At 69.8% G+C, this 15383-nt stretch carries 17 protein-coding genes; 4 read left to right on the top strand and 13 right to left on the bottom strand.

The window, feature by feature from the left end; translation table 11 throughout:
• Positions 1-32: 32 nt before the first annotated feature.
• Positions 33-1130 carry a glycosyltransferase gene (locus ABZV40_RS16005; protein ID WP_355441041.1) on the bottom strand — a complete coding sequence of 366 codons (1098 nt, stop codon included), beginning with the start codon at positions 1128-1130 and terminating at the stop codon, positions 33-35.
• Positions 1127-2200 carry a glycosyltransferase family 1 protein gene (locus ABZV40_RS16000; protein ID WP_355441038.1) on the bottom strand — a complete coding sequence of 358 codons (1074 nt, stop codon included), beginning with the start codon at positions 2198-2200 and terminating at the stop codon, positions 1127-1129. Before ABZV40_RS16000 ends, ABZV40_RS16005 begins: the two co-directional genes overlap by 4 nt.
• A 145-nt stretch (positions 2201-2345) precedes the next feature.
• Between ABZV40_RS16000 and ABZV40_RS15995 the strand changes: the two genes are divergently transcribed.
• Complete coding sequence (locus tag ABZV40_RS15995) at positions 2346-3179, top strand: inositol monophosphatase (protein WP_355441035.1); 834 nt, start codon at positions 2346-2348, stop codon at positions 3177-3179.
• Here ABZV40_RS15995 and ABZV40_RS15990 read toward each other — a convergent pair.
• From ABZV40_RS15990 to ABZV40_RS15960, 7 genes are all read right to left on the bottom strand, one after another.
• Entirely contained in the window at positions 3164-3784 is a 621-nt protein-coding gene (locus ABZV40_RS15990; RefSeq protein ID WP_355441033.1) for a hypothetical protein, read from the bottom strand. The two genes, ABZV40_RS15995 and ABZV40_RS15990, sit on opposite strands and share 16 nt — an antisense overlap.
• A gap of 122 nt (positions 3785-3906) precedes the next feature.
• On the bottom strand, positions 3907-4947 hold the full coding sequence (paaE, locus tag ABZV40_RS15985) for a 1,2-phenylacetyl-CoA epoxidase subunit PaaE (RefSeq protein ID WP_355441030.1): 1041 nt from the start codon (positions 4945-4947) through the stop codon (positions 3907-3909).
• Positions 4948-5439 carry a 1,2-phenylacetyl-CoA epoxidase subunit PaaD gene (gene paaD, locus ABZV40_RS15980; RefSeq protein ID WP_355441028.1) on the bottom strand — a complete coding sequence of 164 codons (492 nt, stop codon included), beginning with the start codon at positions 5437-5439 and terminating at the stop codon, positions 4948-4950.
• Positions 5436-6320, bottom strand: coding sequence for a 1,2-phenylacetyl-CoA epoxidase subunit PaaC (gene paaC, locus ABZV40_RS15975; protein WP_355441025.1), 885 nt, complete (start codon positions 6318-6320; stop codon positions 5436-5438). The genes paaD and paaC overlap by 4 nt, the downstream gene beginning before the upstream one ends.
• A complete protein-coding gene (gene paaB / locus ABZV40_RS15970) occupies positions 6317-6601 on the bottom strand; it encodes a 1,2-phenylacetyl-CoA epoxidase subunit PaaB (RefSeq protein ID WP_030473230.1) in 285 nt (94 codons plus the stop codon). The genes paaC and paaB overlap by 4 nt, the downstream gene beginning before the upstream one ends.
• Positions 6598-7536: a 1,2-phenylacetyl-CoA epoxidase subunit PaaA gene (gene paaA, locus ABZV40_RS15965; RefSeq protein ID WP_355441022.1), complete on the bottom strand. Its 939-nt coding sequence runs from the start codon at positions 7534-7536 to the stop codon at positions 6598-6600. Before paaA ends, paaB begins: the two co-directional genes overlap by 4 nt.
• Before the next feature lie 9 nt (positions 7537-7545).
• Entirely contained in the window at positions 7546-7938 is a 393-nt protein-coding gene (locus tag ABZV40_RS15960) for a DUF3592 domain-containing protein (RefSeq protein WP_355441109.1), read from the bottom strand.
• 117 nt (positions 7939-8055) lie between these two features.
• Between ABZV40_RS15960 and ABZV40_RS15955 the strand changes: the two genes are divergently transcribed.
• Positions 8056-9288 (top strand): isochorismate synthase, encoded by a 1233-nt coding sequence (locus tag ABZV40_RS15955; RefSeq protein WP_355441018.1) that lies wholly within the window; start codon positions 8056-8058, stop codon positions 9286-9288.
• On the opposite strand, the gene ABZV40_RS15950 is transcribed toward ABZV40_RS15955, so the two are convergent.
• The 4 genes from ABZV40_RS15950 to menD form a co-directional block, all read right to left on the bottom strand.
• The gene (locus ABZV40_RS15950) at positions 9274-9804 is read right to left on the bottom strand and encodes a GrpB family protein (RefSeq protein WP_355441015.1); all 531 of its coding nucleotides are present in this window, start codon (positions 9802-9804) and stop codon (positions 9274-9276) included. The genes ABZV40_RS15955 and ABZV40_RS15950 overlap by 15 nt on opposite strands.
• 25 nt (positions 9805-9829) lie before the next feature.
• Positions 9830-10018: a DUF397 domain-containing protein gene (locus tag ABZV40_RS15945; RefSeq protein WP_355441012.1), complete on the bottom strand. Its 189-nt coding sequence runs from the start codon at positions 10016-10018 to the stop codon at positions 9830-9832.
• 204 nt (positions 10019-10222) lie between these two features.
• Positions 10223-11737 (bottom strand): M1 family metallopeptidase, encoded by a 1515-nt coding sequence (locus ABZV40_RS15940; protein ID WP_355441009.1) that lies wholly within the window; start codon positions 11735-11737, stop codon positions 10223-10225.
• A gap of 55 nt (positions 11738-11792) precedes the next feature.
• Positions 11793-13364 (bottom strand): 2-succinyl-5-enolpyruvyl-6-hydroxy-3-cyclohexene-1-carboxylic-acid synthase, encoded by a 1572-nt coding sequence (gene menD / locus ABZV40_RS15935; RefSeq protein ID WP_355441007.1) that lies wholly within the window; start codon positions 13362-13364, stop codon positions 11793-11795.
• Between menD and ABZV40_RS15930 the strand changes: the two genes are divergently transcribed.
• Together ABZV40_RS15930 and menE are read left to right on the top strand one after the other, a co-directional pair.
• A complete protein-coding gene (locus ABZV40_RS15930; protein WP_355441004.1) occupies positions 13363-14286 on the top strand; it encodes a 1,4-dihydroxy-2-naphthoyl-CoA synthase in 924 nt (307 codons plus the stop codon). The genes menD and ABZV40_RS15930 overlap by 2 nt on opposite strands.
• Positions 14286-15317, top strand: a complete 1032-nt coding sequence (gene menE, locus ABZV40_RS15925; RefSeq protein WP_355441001.1) for an o-succinylbenzoate--CoA ligase — start codon at positions 14286-14288, stop codon at positions 15315-15317. The genes ABZV40_RS15930 and menE overlap by 1 nt, the downstream gene beginning before the upstream one ends.
• The last annotated feature ends 66 nt before the right edge of the window (positions 15318-15383 follow it).

Here is a 15383-nt window from a genome sequence, read left to right as displayed (position 1 = left end):
ATGAGACTAGGTCAGCGACGCTGAGATCATCTTCAGGGCACCTTCAGCGCAGTCAGCATGCCGTCGACGGCGGCCTGCCAGGGGTACTCCTCCGCCCTCGCCCGCGCGGCCTCGCGGGAGCCCGACGCGAGCAGGTGCCGGGCGGCCGCGGCGAAGGCCGTGGCGTGGTCGTCGACCGCCGCGCCGCACGACGGCTGGACGATCTCCTTCAGGGCACTGCTCTGGCTGACGACGACCGGTGTGCCGCTCGCCAGCGCTTCCAGGGCGGCCAGTCCGAACGTCTCGTGCGGGCCCGGCGCGAGCGACAGGTCGGCCGACGCCAGCAGCGAGGCGACCTCCAGACGTGACTTCACGAAGCCCAGGAACGTCACCGGCAGGCCGGACGCGCGCTTCTCCAGGAACGAGCGGCGCGGGCCGTCGCCGGCGATCACCAGACGCGCGGAGTGGCCCTGCTCGTGCAGCTCGGCCAGCGTGTCGACGGAGCGTTCCACGTGCTTCTCGGGCGAGAGCCGTCCACAGTGGATGAGCAGGTTCTCCTCGCCCTGCAACAGATCCCGGCGCAGGTCGGCCGAGTGGCGGCGCGGGGTGAACGTGGTCAGGTCGACGCCGAGCGGCACCTGGGTGACGTTGCGGGCGCCGATGCGGTCGAACTCCTCGCGCGCGAACGCCGTCGTGCAGACCACCGTGTCGTACGACGCGGCCATGCGGCGGTTCGCCCAGTCCGCGCCGCGCACGGCCGGACCGGAAGGCAGCACGAACTGCAGCAGCCGGTCGAGGCGTTCGTGGGAGATCACGACGTTCGGGATGTCGCGTTCACTCGCCCAGGCGCCCATTCCGCGCAACGTCAGCCGGTCCGACACCTCCAGCCGGTCGGGCCTGAGGTGGTCCATCAGGGACTTGACCCGCCACGGGTCCACGACGCGGTAACCACCGGTGTACGGGATCTTCACCGCGGGCAGGGTGATGCGCCGGACACCTCCCGGCAGGACCTCGTCGGCACGGTGGTCGCCCGGCACGACGAGCACCACCTCGTGGCCCGCCTGCACGTAGCCGGTGCCGAGGTGGTGCAGTGCCGTGCGGAGCCCGCCCGACTTCGGTCCGTAGAAGTTGGCCAGCTGGACGATCCTCAAGCGGCCGCCTGGTGGGTGAGTCCCATCACCGCAGCGTAGTGGCCCATCAGCTCGTCGCAGATCGCAGGCCAGGTGCGGGTGAGCACCGACTTGCGGGCTGCCAGCCCGAACCGCTTGCGCCGCAGCGGGTCGCGCAGAAGTTCGACGTACTGCGCGATGTCGTCCTCGAAGAGATACCCGGTCCGGCCGTGCGCGACCAGGTCGCGCGGGCCGCCGGCGTTCGGCGCGAGCACCGGCAGGCCGGTCGCGAGCGCCTCCTGCACGGCCTGGCAGAAGGTCTCGTGCGGTCCGGTGTGGACGAAGACGTCCAACGACGCGTAGGCCTCGGCGAGCGCCTCACCGGTGCGGAACCCGAGGAACTCGGCACGCGGCAGGTCCCGTTCGAGCTGCTCGCGATCAGGGCCGTCACCGACGATCCGCAGCTTCACGCCCGGCAGGTCGTGGATCTCCTTGAGCCGGTGCACCTGTTTCTCCGGCGCGAGACGTCCGACGTAGCCCACGGTGAGCTCGTCGTTGTGCTTGTGGCGCGGGTGGAAGAGGTCGATGTCGACGCCGCGGCCCCAACGGTGCACGCGCGGCACCCCGTGCTGCTCCAGCGCCTCGACCGCCGAGCTCGACGGCGCCAGCGTGCGGTCGGCCAGCGTGTGCAGCCGCTTGGTCCACCGCCAGGCCGCCCGCTTGGTCAGCCCGAGGCCGTAGTTGCCGGCGAACCCGGCGACGTCGGTCTGGTAGACCGCGACCGTCGGCACGTCGATCTTGCGCGCGGCTCTGAGCCCGTACGCGCCCAGCACGAACGGCGACGCGAGGTGCACGACGTCGGGCCGGAAGCCGGCCAGTTCGTGCAGCACTCGGGGGCTCGGGACCCCGATCGGCAGGCTGGTCACCATGGGCACGTCGACGGCGGAGACTCTGACGACGGGCGTGCCGTGGTGTTCGTCGGCGCCGGCACCCGGCGCGACCACCATCGCCTGGTGGCCGCCCCGCCTCAGGTGTTCCAGCACGCGGAGAACGGAGTTGGTCACGCCGTTCACCTGGGGCAGGAAGCTCTCGGTCACGATCGCTACGCGCACAGGGGCCACCCTGTAGTGCCCGCGTGAAGTCCGCGTGACACCAAATTTGACGCGGTCAGAACACCTCACGTCGTGGCCAGGTGATCGTCGATTCGTCATCTTGGCGTCGGTTGCCGGTCACCAGACGCGGTGAAACTAGGCCAGCATGACCGTCTTGTCGTCCCGCCCCGCGCATCCGGTCGACCCGGGACTGGTGTCGATAGCGCTGGAAGTGGCCGGTCGCCTGGCGAACGACGCCTCGGACGTCATCATGGCCACCGCCGGCCGCGGCGTGCGTCCCGACTCCGGCGAGTCGCCGTTCGACTGGGTCACCGACACCGACCGCACCCTCGAACGCCACACGCGGCGCGTCCTGACCGCGGAGTTCCCCTCGATTCCGGTCTTCTGCGAGAACTCCGACGCGGACGTGCCCGGCGGTTCCGAGTTCCGCTGGGTGGTCGACCCGGTCGACGGGACCGCCAACTACACCGCGGGCATGCCGTGGTGCGCCTACAGCCTCGCCCTGGTGGACCGCTGGGGCCCGGTCGTGGGCGTGGTCGCCGACCCGTACCGCTCCCAGATCTACGCCGCCGCCCGAGGCCGCGGCATGCGCGCGAACGGCACGCCGGTCCGCCTGACCGAACGCCAGGGCGACTCGCTGGTCGTGTGCACCGAGATGACCCGGACCGGCCCGTGGCCCGGGATGGGTGAGTTCATCTCGACCGCCGCCATCGCCGGCACGGGCGTGCGCGTCCTGGGTTCGAAGTGCCTGGCGGTCGCACAGGTGGCCCTTGGTCACGTCGCCGCCGCCGTGCTGCACGGCTACCACGAGTGGGACGTCGCCGGTGCAGTCTCTCTGGCCGTGGAGTCCGGTGCGGTCGTGCTGGACAGACGCGGCGCCGGTGCCCAACTGCCCGTGGACGGGCTTCTGGTGGCCGCGCCCGACGCGGCCGACGAGGTGCTGGGCTGGTGGCAGTCCGCGCTTCAGGCCGACAGCTGAGGCAGCTGCTTCTCCAGCAGTTCGAGGTGCGTGCGCGCCTCGTCCAGCTCGGGGTGGTCGAACATCTGCAGCGCGACCCGGCCGACCTGGTTCTCGAACTGCTTGAAGTCGTGGGCGGCCTTGAGCAGCCGCTGGTAGACGGGGTGCTGCGAGTCGACCGCGCCGAGCGCCCTGCCCAGCTGCGCGATGCCCCTGACGTCGTCGAGCTCCTTGGTGAGCTGCTCACTGATCCGCTGCAGCCAGTCCTTGGCCGCCGACGCGGGCACGGTCTGCACGGCCGCGTTGACCCGGCGCGCCGACTCCGCGCAGCGTTCGACCTGCTCGGACCACATGTCGTAGGGGTGTTGCGGAACCATCGGGAACGCCGGCGCCGGCTGACTGGAGCGCTTGATCGAACGACGGATCAGGCCGACGACCAGGCCGATCAGGGAACCGGGGATTCCGCCCAGCAGCACGCCGGAGATGATGATCACCACGACGGTCAGGGGTACGGAGTCGTTGTAGGTGTTGCCCGGTGCGGCGGTCGCGCCGATGGTCATGAAGCCACCCATCAGCACGAAGCCGATCCCGGATCCCCAGAGCACTGAACGAACGACGACACCCATGACTGGTGATCGTGCCACTTTCACCGCGTGTTAGTCGGGTCATCCGACATCACGGGCTGAGTCTCAGATGCTCGTAGGTGAACGGCTCGTCGACCTTCTCCAGTGCCGTGCCTCTACTTCTATCAGGCGTCGAAGTCGACCGTCACGCATTCGCTCGTTGGCAGCGCCTGACACGTCAACACGAACCCGGCCGCCACCTCGGACTCGTCGAGCGCGTAGTTGCGGCGCATCTCCACCGAACCCTCCGTGACCAACGCCCGGCACGTGCCGCACACCCCGCCCTTGCACGCGAACGGCAAATCCGCGCGCACCCGCTGAGCGGCGTCCAGGATCGGCTCGTCGGCCGGCAGCGGCAGGGTCGTCGACTTGCCGTCCAGGATCACCGTCACGGAGGCGGCGGAGTCCACCACGGCCTCGGCACGGCGGGGCGGAGGCGGGGGCTCGTCGACGTAGAAGAGCTCGTGGTGCACGCGGTCGGCGGGAACGTCTCGTTCGCACAGCACGGCGGTGGCGTCCTGGACCATCTCGTACGGACCGCAGAGCCACCACTCGTCGATGCTGTCGAACGGCACGACGGTGGCGAACAGGGCCGTGAGCTTGTCGGCGTCGAGGCGGCCGGAGAACAGCTCCACGTCGCGCGGTTCGCGGGACAGGACGTGGATCAGCTGGAAGGTCGCCGGGTAGCGGTCCTTCAGGTCGGCCAGCTCGTCGGCGAACATCACCGTGTCGGTGCGGCGGTTGCCGTACAGCAGCGTCACGCGCGCGCCGGTGGCGAGGACCGTCGCGGCGATCGACAGGGCCGGGGTGATGCCGGAACCCGCGACCACCAGGCCGTGGTGGGTGCCCGCCCCGGACGGCGTGAACTTGCCCAGCGGCGGCAGCACTTCGATCACGTCACCCGGAGAGACCCGGTCGACGAGCCACGTGGAGAACTGGCCGCCGTCGACGCGGCGCACGCCGATGCGCGGTGAGGCACCTGCCGGGGCGCAGATCGAGTACGAGCGGCGTTCGTCGCCCTGGCGCAGGGTCAGGTACTGGCCGGCCGTGAACGCGAACTCGTCGGCCAGGTCGGCGGGCACGTCGAACGTGACGGCCACGGCGTCGTCGCAGAGGCGGTCGACGCGGGAGACCGTCAGCTTGTGGAAGGCAGCGCGGCGGGCCACTCAGATCTCCTTGACGTGCTCGAAGGGTTCGGCGCAGGCGTGGCAGCGGCGCAGGGCCTTGCAGGCGGTCGAACCGAACCGCGAGATCTCCGAGGTGTTGGGCGAACCGCACTGCGGGCACGCCACCTGACGTGACGGCGGCACCAGGTTCAGCGGCACCGGGCCTGCCGCGACCGGGCCGATCCGCGCGGGAGGCGCGATGCCCGCGGCCGCCAGCTTCGAGCGGCCTTCGGCGCTGATCCAGTCCGTGGTCCAGGCCGGCGACAGCGACAGGCGCACCTCGACCTCGGAGAAGCCCGCGGCGAGCAGCGAACGGCGCAGGTCGGCGCCCATCTCGTCGATCGCGGGACAGCCCGAGTAGGTCGGGGTGATGGTGACGACGACGCGACCGTCCTCTTCGGACACGTCGCGCAGCACGCCGAGGTCGGCCAGCGTGAGGACCGGGAGCTCCGGGTCCCGCACGGCCGACGCGACCTCCAGTGCCGTCGTCACCACACCGCTCCCGGCAGCGAGCGGTGCAGGTGCTGCATCTCGGCGAGCAGGTAACCCATGGCCTCGGTGTGCACGCCGTCGCGGCCCGCCATGCCCGCGACCCGAGCCGCGCGCGTGTCGGCCGGACGGGACAGCTTCGCGGCGGACAGCACCGCGTCCAGCACACCGTCCACTTCGGACCGCAACGACGCCGGATCGACCGCGACGCCGGTCAGGCGTGCTTCGACGGCGTGCGTGGCGAACAGCTCGTCCACGAACGGCCACACGCGCTCCAGACCGGCCTGCATGCGGCGGTGCGACTCCTCGGTGCCGTCGCCGAGCCGGACGGTCCACTGCGCGGCGTGGTCGCGGTGGTACGCGAGCTCCTTCAGGCCCTTCTCGGCCACGGCGGCGAGCACCGGGTCGGCGGAGCCGCGCAGACGCGAGAACAGAGCCAGGCGCCACGACGAGAACACCAGCAGGCGCGCGATCGTCGTGCCGAAGTCACCGCCGGGGCCGGGACCGCAGTCGATCTCGGCCAGGTGCACGTTGCGGAACTCTCGTTCGTCGCGCAGGTACGCCAGCTCGTCTTCCGACTTCCCGAGCACCTCACCGGCGCGGCTGAGCAGCAGGCGGGCCTGGCCGAGCAGGTCCAGCGCGATGTTGGCGAGCGCGATGTCCTCTTCGAGCTCCGGCGCGCGCGAGCACCACTCCGAAAGCCGCTGCGAGAAGATCAGCGCGTCGTCGCCGAGCATCAGGCAGTACGCCGCCAGATCAGCGGTGTCGACGCCCGCCGGGAACTCGCGGTTCACACCGGCGAGGGCCTCGGAGAAGCCCGTCCCGAACGCCCAGTGCGAGTCATCGTGACCCAGCAACGACTCGTAGGCATTGTCGAAGCTCATAGGTGCGGCACGTCCTCTGGAATCGCGTAGAACGTCGGGTGCCGGTAGACCTTGTCGCCGGACGGCGCGAAGAACGGGTCCTTCTCGTCCGGCGAGGACGCCGTGATCGCGGCCGCGGGCACCACCCAGATCGACACGCCCTCGTTGCGGCGCGTGTAGACGTCACGGGCGTTGCGCAGCGCCATCTCCGCGTCCGGCGCGTGCAGCGAACCGACGTGCACGTGGTTCAGGCCGCGCTTGCCCCGCACGAACACTTCCCACAGCGGCCAAGACGTGCTCACGCGGCACCTTCCTTCTGTGCGTGCTTCTGAGCGTGCGCGGCCGCGGCCTCGCGGACCCAGGCGCCGTCCTCGTGGGCCTTGCGGCGGTGGGCGATGCGCTGCGCGTTGCAGACACCGCCACCCTTGACGACCTGCCAGAACTCGTCCCAGTCCGGCGAACCGAAGTCGTACTGCCCGCGCTCGGGGTTCCACCTGAGCTCGGGGTCGGGGAACGTCACGCCGAGCGCCTCGGCCTGCGGCACGCTCATGTTCACGAACTTCTGCCGCAGCTCGTCGTTGGTGTCGCGCTTGATCCGCCACGCCATGGACTGCTCCGTGTTCGCGGACTCCGAGTCCGGCGGGCCGAACATCATCAGCGCCGGCCACCACCAGCGGTTCACCGAGTCCTGCACCATGTCGCGCTGCTGCTGCGTGCCGCGCATCATCGTCATGAGCAGCTCGTAGCCCTGACGCTGGTGGAACGACTCTTCCTTGCAGATGCGGATCATGGCGCGCGCATACGGTCCATAGGACGTGCGGCACAACGGCACCTGGTTGCAGATCGCGGCGCCGTCGACGAGCCAGCCGATCACGCCGACGTCGGCGAACGTCAGCGTCGGGTAGTTGAAGATCGAGGAGTACTTCTGGCGGCCCTCGATGAGCTTGGTCGTCAGGTCCTCGCGGTCGGCGCCGAGCGTCTCGGTCGCCGAGTACAGGTACAGACCGTGCCCGGCCTCGTCCTGGACCTTCGCCAGCAGGATCGCCTTGCGCCGCAGCGAGGGCGCGCGGGAGATCCAGTTGCCCTCCGGCTGCATGCCGATGATCTCGGAGTGCGCGTGCTGGGCGATCTGCCTGATCAGGGTCTTGCGGTAGCCGTCGGGCATCCAGTCGCGCGGCTCGATGCGCGCGTCGGCCTGCACGGTGCGCTCGAAGCGCAGCTCCAGGTCATCCGCCATGCACCGATGTTACACCTGGGTGCCGAATCTGCGTAGAACTGTCACAACCGCGGCGATGGCGATCCAGACGGCCACGAGGAAGGTGCCGACGGGCAGCAGGCTGAGCACCGCGGTGCGACCGGCCACGCGCGTCAGCTCCGGGTTGGTCTGGTCGTACTCGACCCGCACGTTGTCGCCGACCTTGAGCCCCGACGGGTACAGGACGCCCTGCGACGGGATGATCACGCGACCGTCCGGTGTGGCGTACCGCACAACCGTCCTGTTGAAAGCCACGGAGTCGACCTGCGCGACCGCCTGCCCCAGGTGCCGCTCGATGGCCGTGTCGTCCCGCCAGCACGCGATCGGCAACAGCACGCAAACGAGCGTGACCACCCCTCCGACCACCAGCAAGACGCGACTCACCGCACGGCGGACACGCACCCCGAGCGCCGGCTTGGTCACTGCGTTGTCCACCACAACTGAGAAGTCTAGGGCCGGGCGGGTGCCGCGCTTTCAGGTTCAGGTCCATACAGTCGGAGCGTGACCTCAGCACCGACATCGCGAGCAGGGCAGCGGATCCGCGTCCGTTCGAGGCGGGACACCGCCGGTGACCTGCTCGGACTGCTGCCAGACCCGGAGCACGCACTCGCCTGGGTGCGCGACGGGTCCGGCCTGGTCGGCTGGGGCGAGGCCGCACGGCTGGAGGTCAGCGGCCCCGACCGCTTCGCGCAGGCTGACAAGTGGTGGCAAGAGTTCGTCGCGGGCCTCGACGTCGACGACGAGCTGGACGTACCGGGCAGCGGCCCAGTGGCGTTCGTCTCGATGGCCTTCGCGGACTCGCCGGGCGACTCGGTGCTGATCGTCCCCGAGGTCGTGGTCGGCAGGCGCAACGGCCGGCAGTGGATCACCACCATCGGCGCCGCGGACACCACCCCGGACGTGGCACCGCTGTCCCGCCCGTCGACCGTCCGCTACTCGAACGGCCAGCTGCCGGTCACGCAGTACCGCGAGGCCGTGCGTTCGGCCGTGGCGCGCATGCGTTCCGGCGAACTGGACAAGGTCGTGCTCGCACACGACCTCGTGGCGTCCACCGACCGGCAGCTCGACCAGCGCTTCGTGCTGCAGGGCCTGGCGCGCCGGTATCCGGAGTGCTGGGCGTACGCGGTGGACGGTCTGGTCGGCGCCACACCCGAACTGCTGCTGCGGCGCACCGGATCGGTCGTGGACTCGCGCGTGCTGGCCGGCACGACCTGGCCGCACGACGGGGTTTCCGACGAGGAGCTCGCTTCGGCGTTGATGGCGTCGGAGAAGAACCTCGAAGAGCACGACTACGCGATCACTTCTCTCGCGGACACGCTTCGACCCTTTTGCACCACGATGTCGGTGGAGGGACCCTCGGTTCTGCGGCTGCCCAACGTGTCGCACCTGTCCAGCGACGTGATCGGAACGCTCGAATCTTCGGTGTCGTTGCTGCACCTCGGCGAGGCCGTGCACCCGACGGCGGCGGTGGGCGGCACGCCTCGGCTGGACGCGACGACGTTGATCTCGCAGCTGGAGGGCATGGACCGCGGGCGCTACGCCGGGCCGGTCGGGTGGATCGACGGGAACGGCGACGGGGAGCTCGGGATCGCGTTGCGGTGCGCGCAGATTTCCGGGTCCACGGCCCGGTTGTTCGCCGGGTGCGGGTTGGTCGCCGACTCGGATCCGGACATCGAGGTGCAGGAGGCGCACGCCAAGATGCGGCCCATGCGTGAGGCTCTAGAAGGCCTTTAGCACGCTCGCGACGAACGCCGCCTTGCCTTCCGTGTACGCCTCGCGGTCGTGGCCTGCGGTTTGGGCCAGGTGCCGTTTCAGCGCCTCGTACTGCTGGGCTTTGGCCGGGTCGTCGCGGAGGGCGTCGCGGAACCTGAGCTGGTCGGTCCACCGGTGGTGTCCGGCCTGGATGAGGTGCAGGTGGGCTTCGCGTCGCTGGCCGGACGGATCCGGTTTCACGAAGAAGCGGCGCCAGGGGCGTTGGTCGAGCTCCGGCGGTACGTAGGCCCAACCGTTGGCGCGGAGGATCTCGGACGCTCCGGTCACGACGGTGTCCAGGCTGGTCACGGAGGCTTGGAGGTCCACGATCGGCTTCGCGGCCAGGCCTGGGATCGCGGTGGAGCCGACGTGCTCGATGCCGTCGACCAGCCAGGGGCCGAGGAGCTCGTGGAGCTGGTCGCGCTCGGCCTGGGCTCTGATGGCCCAGCTCGGGTCGTGCGGACGGACTTCTGCTCGCTCGTACGCCCAGGCGGGCACTTCCTCGCTCAGACCTCAACCCCGTTCAGGATGCGCGCCAGGCCGAGGTGCTGAAGGTCAGCACCTCGCCGGCCACGTTCTTCGAGTCACGGACACGCGCGTCGCGGGTGAGCGAGACCTCGACGCAGTCTAAAAGCCGCCTGGTCCGCGCGATGGCGCCTCGATCCTGCACGAAAACCCGGGTCAGATCGGTCTCGCAGCGGGCGACCGGCATGGGCCCCCTGAGCTGGGATGAAGGGCTCCTTCCTCGACCTCAGGTGGATGAATGAGCCCTTCATCCACCTCCCGAACCGACTGAAACGGGCGCATCGGGCGCAGCCGCGGACGTTCGCGAGTCAGCGTCCTTGCGGACGCCCGGCGGCGCAGGGCGGGGCGCGCCAAAGCTCGCCCCGCCCTGGTCACGAGTCAGGTCACCGGACTACTTGTGCGCGCCCAGCAGCTCGTGCGTCAGCTGGATCTTGGCGCGCGACTTGGGCTCAGCAGCCGGAGCCGACGCAACGGACAGCGACTTGGCCGCCGCGTCCGCGGTGCGACCCGGAGCCTGGGCCGGCTTGCCCTTCGTGAAGAGCCACGTCTGGAACAGCTGGTCGAGCTGCTGGCCCGACACGCGCTCCGCCAGCGCGATGAACTCCTCGATCGTGGCGTCGGAGTACTTCTTCTCCGCGGTCCACGTGCGGAGGATCTCGAAGAACTTCTCGTCACCGACGGCCACGCGCAGGGCGTGCAGGGTCAGCGCACCCCGGTCGTAGACGGCGTTGTCGAAGACCTTGTCCGAGCCCGGGTCGCCGGGCAGGACCTGCCAGAACGGGTTGTCGGCCGCGTACAGGTCGTAGGTGTAGTCGGAGTTCTGCTGGGCCGTGCCCTCACCGATGTGCTCGGACCACAGCCACTCCAGGTAGGAGGCGAAGCCCTCGTTCAGCCAGATGTCGCGCCAGTGGTGCACCGACACCGAGTCGCCGAACCACTGGTGGCCGAGCTCGTGGGCGATGACGTAGGTGTTGGCGCCGCGGCGGAAGAACGCCGTGTCGTAGTTCGGGCGCGTCTGGTTCTCCAGCGCGTAGCCGAGGCCCGGCGTGGCGATGCCGCCCTGCGCTTCGAACGGGTACGGGCCCACGTTCTGCGACAGGAACTCGATGACCTCCGGCGTGCGTTCGATGCTGGCCTTCGCGGCGTCGGCGTTGTCGCCGAGGCGCTCGGAGTACGCGTTGACGTACGGCTGGCCGGAGGGCGTGGTGCCCTGGCGGATCTCGAACTTGCCGATCGTGAGGAACGTCAGGTAGGTCGCCTGAGGCTTGGTGCTGCGCCAGTTCCAGCGGGTCCAGCCGTTGATCTGGTGGGTCTGGCCGACGAAGGTGCCGTTCGAGATCGCCTGGACGCCGTTCGGGACGGCGACGTTGACGTCGAAGGTGGCCTTGTCGGTCGGGTGGTCGTTGGACGGGAACCACCAGGAGGCGATTTCCGGCTCACCGATGGCCAGCGCGCCGTCCGGGGTCTTCGTCCACGCCGTGAAACCGTTGCGGTCCTTCACGGTCGAGGGCGAGTCCGCGTAGGTGACGACGATGGTGAGGTCCTGGCCCTTCCGCACGCCGCCGCGGGGCGTGAGGATCAGCTCGCCGTTGTCGGAGACGAACGTGGTCGGCACGTTGTTCACCCGGACCGACTTCACCTTGAGCAGGAAGTCGAGGTCGAACTGCGTGAGGTCCTCGGTGGCCTTGGCCAGGATCGTCGTGGTGCCCGACAGCTGGTCGCCGTCCGGGTTGTAGTTGAGCCGGATGTCGTAGTGGGAGACGTCGTAGCCGCCGTTGCCGTACGTCGGGAAGTACGGGTCACCGGCGCCCGGTGCACCAGGGGACGCCGCGAGCGCCGTCCCCGCGAAGAGGGTCATCGCGGCCACGGACGCGACCGCGGCCGTCGCCTTGGATCTGATCGACATGCGCGCGACGCTATCCACACATTTGCGGAGCCAACCACCGACTTACGTATGTTTCCTATCTGCTGAAAACGTTTGACACAGTCGACTTGAGACGTTGGTGCAACCCGCGCAGTTCGTCTCGTTTTGCCTGCACTTCCACCACACGGAGGCCTTTCGGTCGCGCAAGTGCGCTACGGAACTCCTCCTGATCGTCCACTGTGGAGTGCGGAATTCGGTAGCCCGCGCACAAAGCGGTCAGATCCGTCCCGTGCGGCGTGCCGAAAATCCTTTCGAAACTGCCGCCGTACTCCGGTGCGCCTTGTTCCAGCAACGAAAAGATCCCACCGCCGTCGTCGTTGAGGACGACGATCGTGAGGTCCGGCCGGTGGTCGGCGAGCAGGCCGTTGCTGTCGTGCAGGAACGTCAGGTCGCCCATCAGCGCGTATGCCGGCCCTTGATGCTCCACGGCGAGACCGATGGCCGTGGACACGCTGCCGTCGATGCCCGCGGCACCCCGGTTCGCGTGGATCGTGATGTCCGAACGGCGTTCGCCCGCGAAGTCCACGTCGCGGATCGGGTTGGACGAGCCGACGAACAGCATCGCGCCCGACGGCATCGCCTGCGTGAGGTCACGCGCCACGTGCAACCCGGTCGGCCACGCGACAGCGTCCAAGAGATCGTCGACGGCCACGCTGACGTTCTTCACCGCGCTCTGCCACGCCTGCAACCACTCCCCGTCGTGCTCGGCGGGTTCCGGCAGCCAGGTCGACGCCCGCGTCGCGGTGAACGGCACGTCCGGCCACTGCGCCTGCTCGCCGACGGCATGCACGACCGGTGTGCCTTTCAGCAACGCCTGCTGGCCGCGCGACAGCGTCACCCGGCCGACGACGAGCACCGCGTCCGGCTGCAGGTGCGCGGGCAGACCGGCGTTGAGCAGCAACGATCCGTGCCGCAGGCCGCCGGGGGCGGTCGGCTCGGCGATCACCGGCCAGCCGAGCTCGGAGGCCTTCCGCAGCCGTTCCGGACGGTCGTCGCCGAGCAGCACGAGCGTGCGGGGCGGGAGTTCCGACGGCCGGGTCCCGACGGTGAACGTGCGGTCCGTGGCGGTCCACGGAGTGCGACCGGAGTCCGGCCACGCGGAGTCGTCCGGGGTGAGCGGTGGCCGGAACGGCACGTTGACGTGCGTCGGGCCGTGGGTCGCGATCGCCCGGCAGATCAACGAGCGCGTCGTCGGCTCGTCGGCGGCCTCCGGCAGGTGCAGGGTGGGGATGCCGAGGACGTCGTACTGGTTGATCGTCTGGCTGGCGCCGGTGCGGTAGAGGTCGACCGGGCGGTCGGCGGTCAGCGCGATCAACGGCACGCCGGTCAGCTGGGCCTCGACCACGGCGGGGTGCAGGTTCACCACGGCCGTGCCGCTCGTGCAGGTGACGACGGCGGGCGTGCCGGTCTTGGCCAGGCCGAGCGCGAGGAACCCCCCGCTGCGCTCGTCGATCCGCACGTGCAGCGTGAGCAGGCCTTTCTGCTCGGCCTGGTGCAGTGCGAACGACAGCGGGGCGTTGCGCGAACCGGGGCACAGCACGACGTGGCGGACGCCGTTGCGGACCAGTTCGTCGACGATCACCCTCGCCTGCGCCGTGGACGGATTCATGCGCCTAGAGTCTCAGACCGTGGCAGATCAGGAGCTCTTCGACCCGTCGCTGTGGAAGCCGATTGAAGGCTTCGACTTCACCGACATCACCTACCACCGGGCACTCGACCAGGGCACGGTCCGCATCGCGTTCAACCGGCCCGAGGTGCGCAACGCGTTCCGGCCGCACACCGTGGACGAGCTGTACCGGGCGCTCGACCACGCGCGGATGTCGTCCGACGTCGGTTGTGTGCTGCTGACCGGCAACGGCCCCAGCCCCAAAGACGGTGGCTGGGCCTTCTGCAGTGGCGGTGACCAGCGGATTCGCGGCCGGAGCGGCTACCAGTACGCCTCCGGTGAGACGGCGGACACGGTGGACCCGGCGCGGGCGGGGCGGCTGCACGTCCTGGAGTGCCAGCGACTGATCAGGTTCATGCCGAAGGTCGTCATCGCGGTCGTGCCCGGCTGGGCGGCCGGCGGTGGCCACAGCCTGCACGTGGTGTGCGATCTCACCATCGCGAGCGAGGAGCACGCCAAGTTCAAGCAGACCGACGCGGACGTCGGCTCGTTCGACGGCGGCTACGGCTCGGCGTACCTGGCGCGGCAGGTCGGGCAGAAGTTCGCGCGCGAGATCTTCTTCCTCGGCCGCACGTACTCCGCCGAGGAGATGCACAAGATGGGCGCGGTCAACGCCGTCGTGCCGCACGCCGAGCTGGAGACCACGGCGCTGCAGTGGGCACGCGAGATCAACGGCAAGTCGCCGACCGCCCAGCGGATGCTCAAGTACGCGTTCAACCTGATCGATGACGGTCTGGTGGGACAGCAGCTGTTCGCCGGTGAGACGACCCGGCTCGCGTACATGACCGACGAGGCCGTCGAGGGCCGTGACGCGTTCCTGGAGAAGCGCGACCCCGACTGGTCGAACTACCCGTACTACTTCTGATGATCGACGAGCTGCGCTCGGCGCTCAACGGCGGAGATCCGCTGGTCGACGGCCCGCTTCACGGCTGGGAGAAGCGGGCCGTGCTCGGCGTGCCCACCTCCGGGTCGACGGGCGAGCCGAAGACGGTGCTGCTCGACGCCGCCGCGCTGACGACGTCGGCGGAGGCCACCCACGAACGCCTCGGCGGTCCCGGCACGTGGCTGCTGGCGTTGCCCACCAGCCACATCGCCGGGATCCAGGTGCTCGTGCGGTCGATCGTCGCCGGCACCACGCCCGGTGAGCTCGACCTGTCGAAGGGCTTCCGGGCCATGGGGTTCGCGCAGGCCGCCGGGCCGGTGCTGGACCAGCCGGGACGCCACTACACCGCGCTGGTGCCGACGCAGCTGTCCCGGCTCGTCGCAGGCGAGGGGCCGGGGCTCGCGGCGCTGCGGCAGTTCGACGGCGTGCTGATCGGCGGGGCCGCCACCCCGCCGAAGCTGCTGGAGCAGGCGCGCGCGCTCGGTGTGCAGGTCGTCACTACGTACGGCATGAGCGAGACGGCCGGTGGGTGTGTGTACGACGGTGAGCCGCTGCGGGACGTGTCAGTGCGCACCGACGACGTGATCGAGATCAGCGGACCGGTGCTGGCGCTCGGGTATCGCGGCAGCGCGGAACCGTTCGGCGAGTGGTTCCGCACCGGCGATCTCGGGCGGTTGCGCGACGGGCGGCTGGAGGTGCTGGGGCGCGCGGACGACGTGATCGTCACGGGCGGCGAGAAGGTACCTCCGGTGCTGGTCGAACGCGCCCTGGCGACCGTTGAGGGCGTGCTGGAGGCATGTGTCGTCGGCGTGCCGGACGACGAGTGGGGCCAGGTCGTCGCGGCGGCGGTCGTCGTGCGCGGCTCCGAGCCTTCGCCGGCCGAGCTGAAGGCCGCGGTCGCACAGGCCGTGGGCAGGGCCGCGGTGCCGAAGCTGGTCCAGTTCGTGCACGAGCTGCCGTTGCGCGGACCGGGCAAAGTCGACAGAACAGCTGTTCTCGACTCTTTTAGGTGAACCTTTACCGCTGAGGACAACTCTCCCCGCGAAGCGCGCGGACCCAGCCGCGCGCGTTGGCGATGG

Source organism: Lentzea sp. NPDC004782 (genome assembly GCF_040609115.1).
Lineage (GTDB): Bacteria > Actinomycetota > Actinomycetes > Mycobacteriales > Pseudonocardiaceae > Lentzea.
Note: the sequence above shows the minus strand (reverse complement) of the source record. Positions and strands in the feature narration are given on the sequence as shown.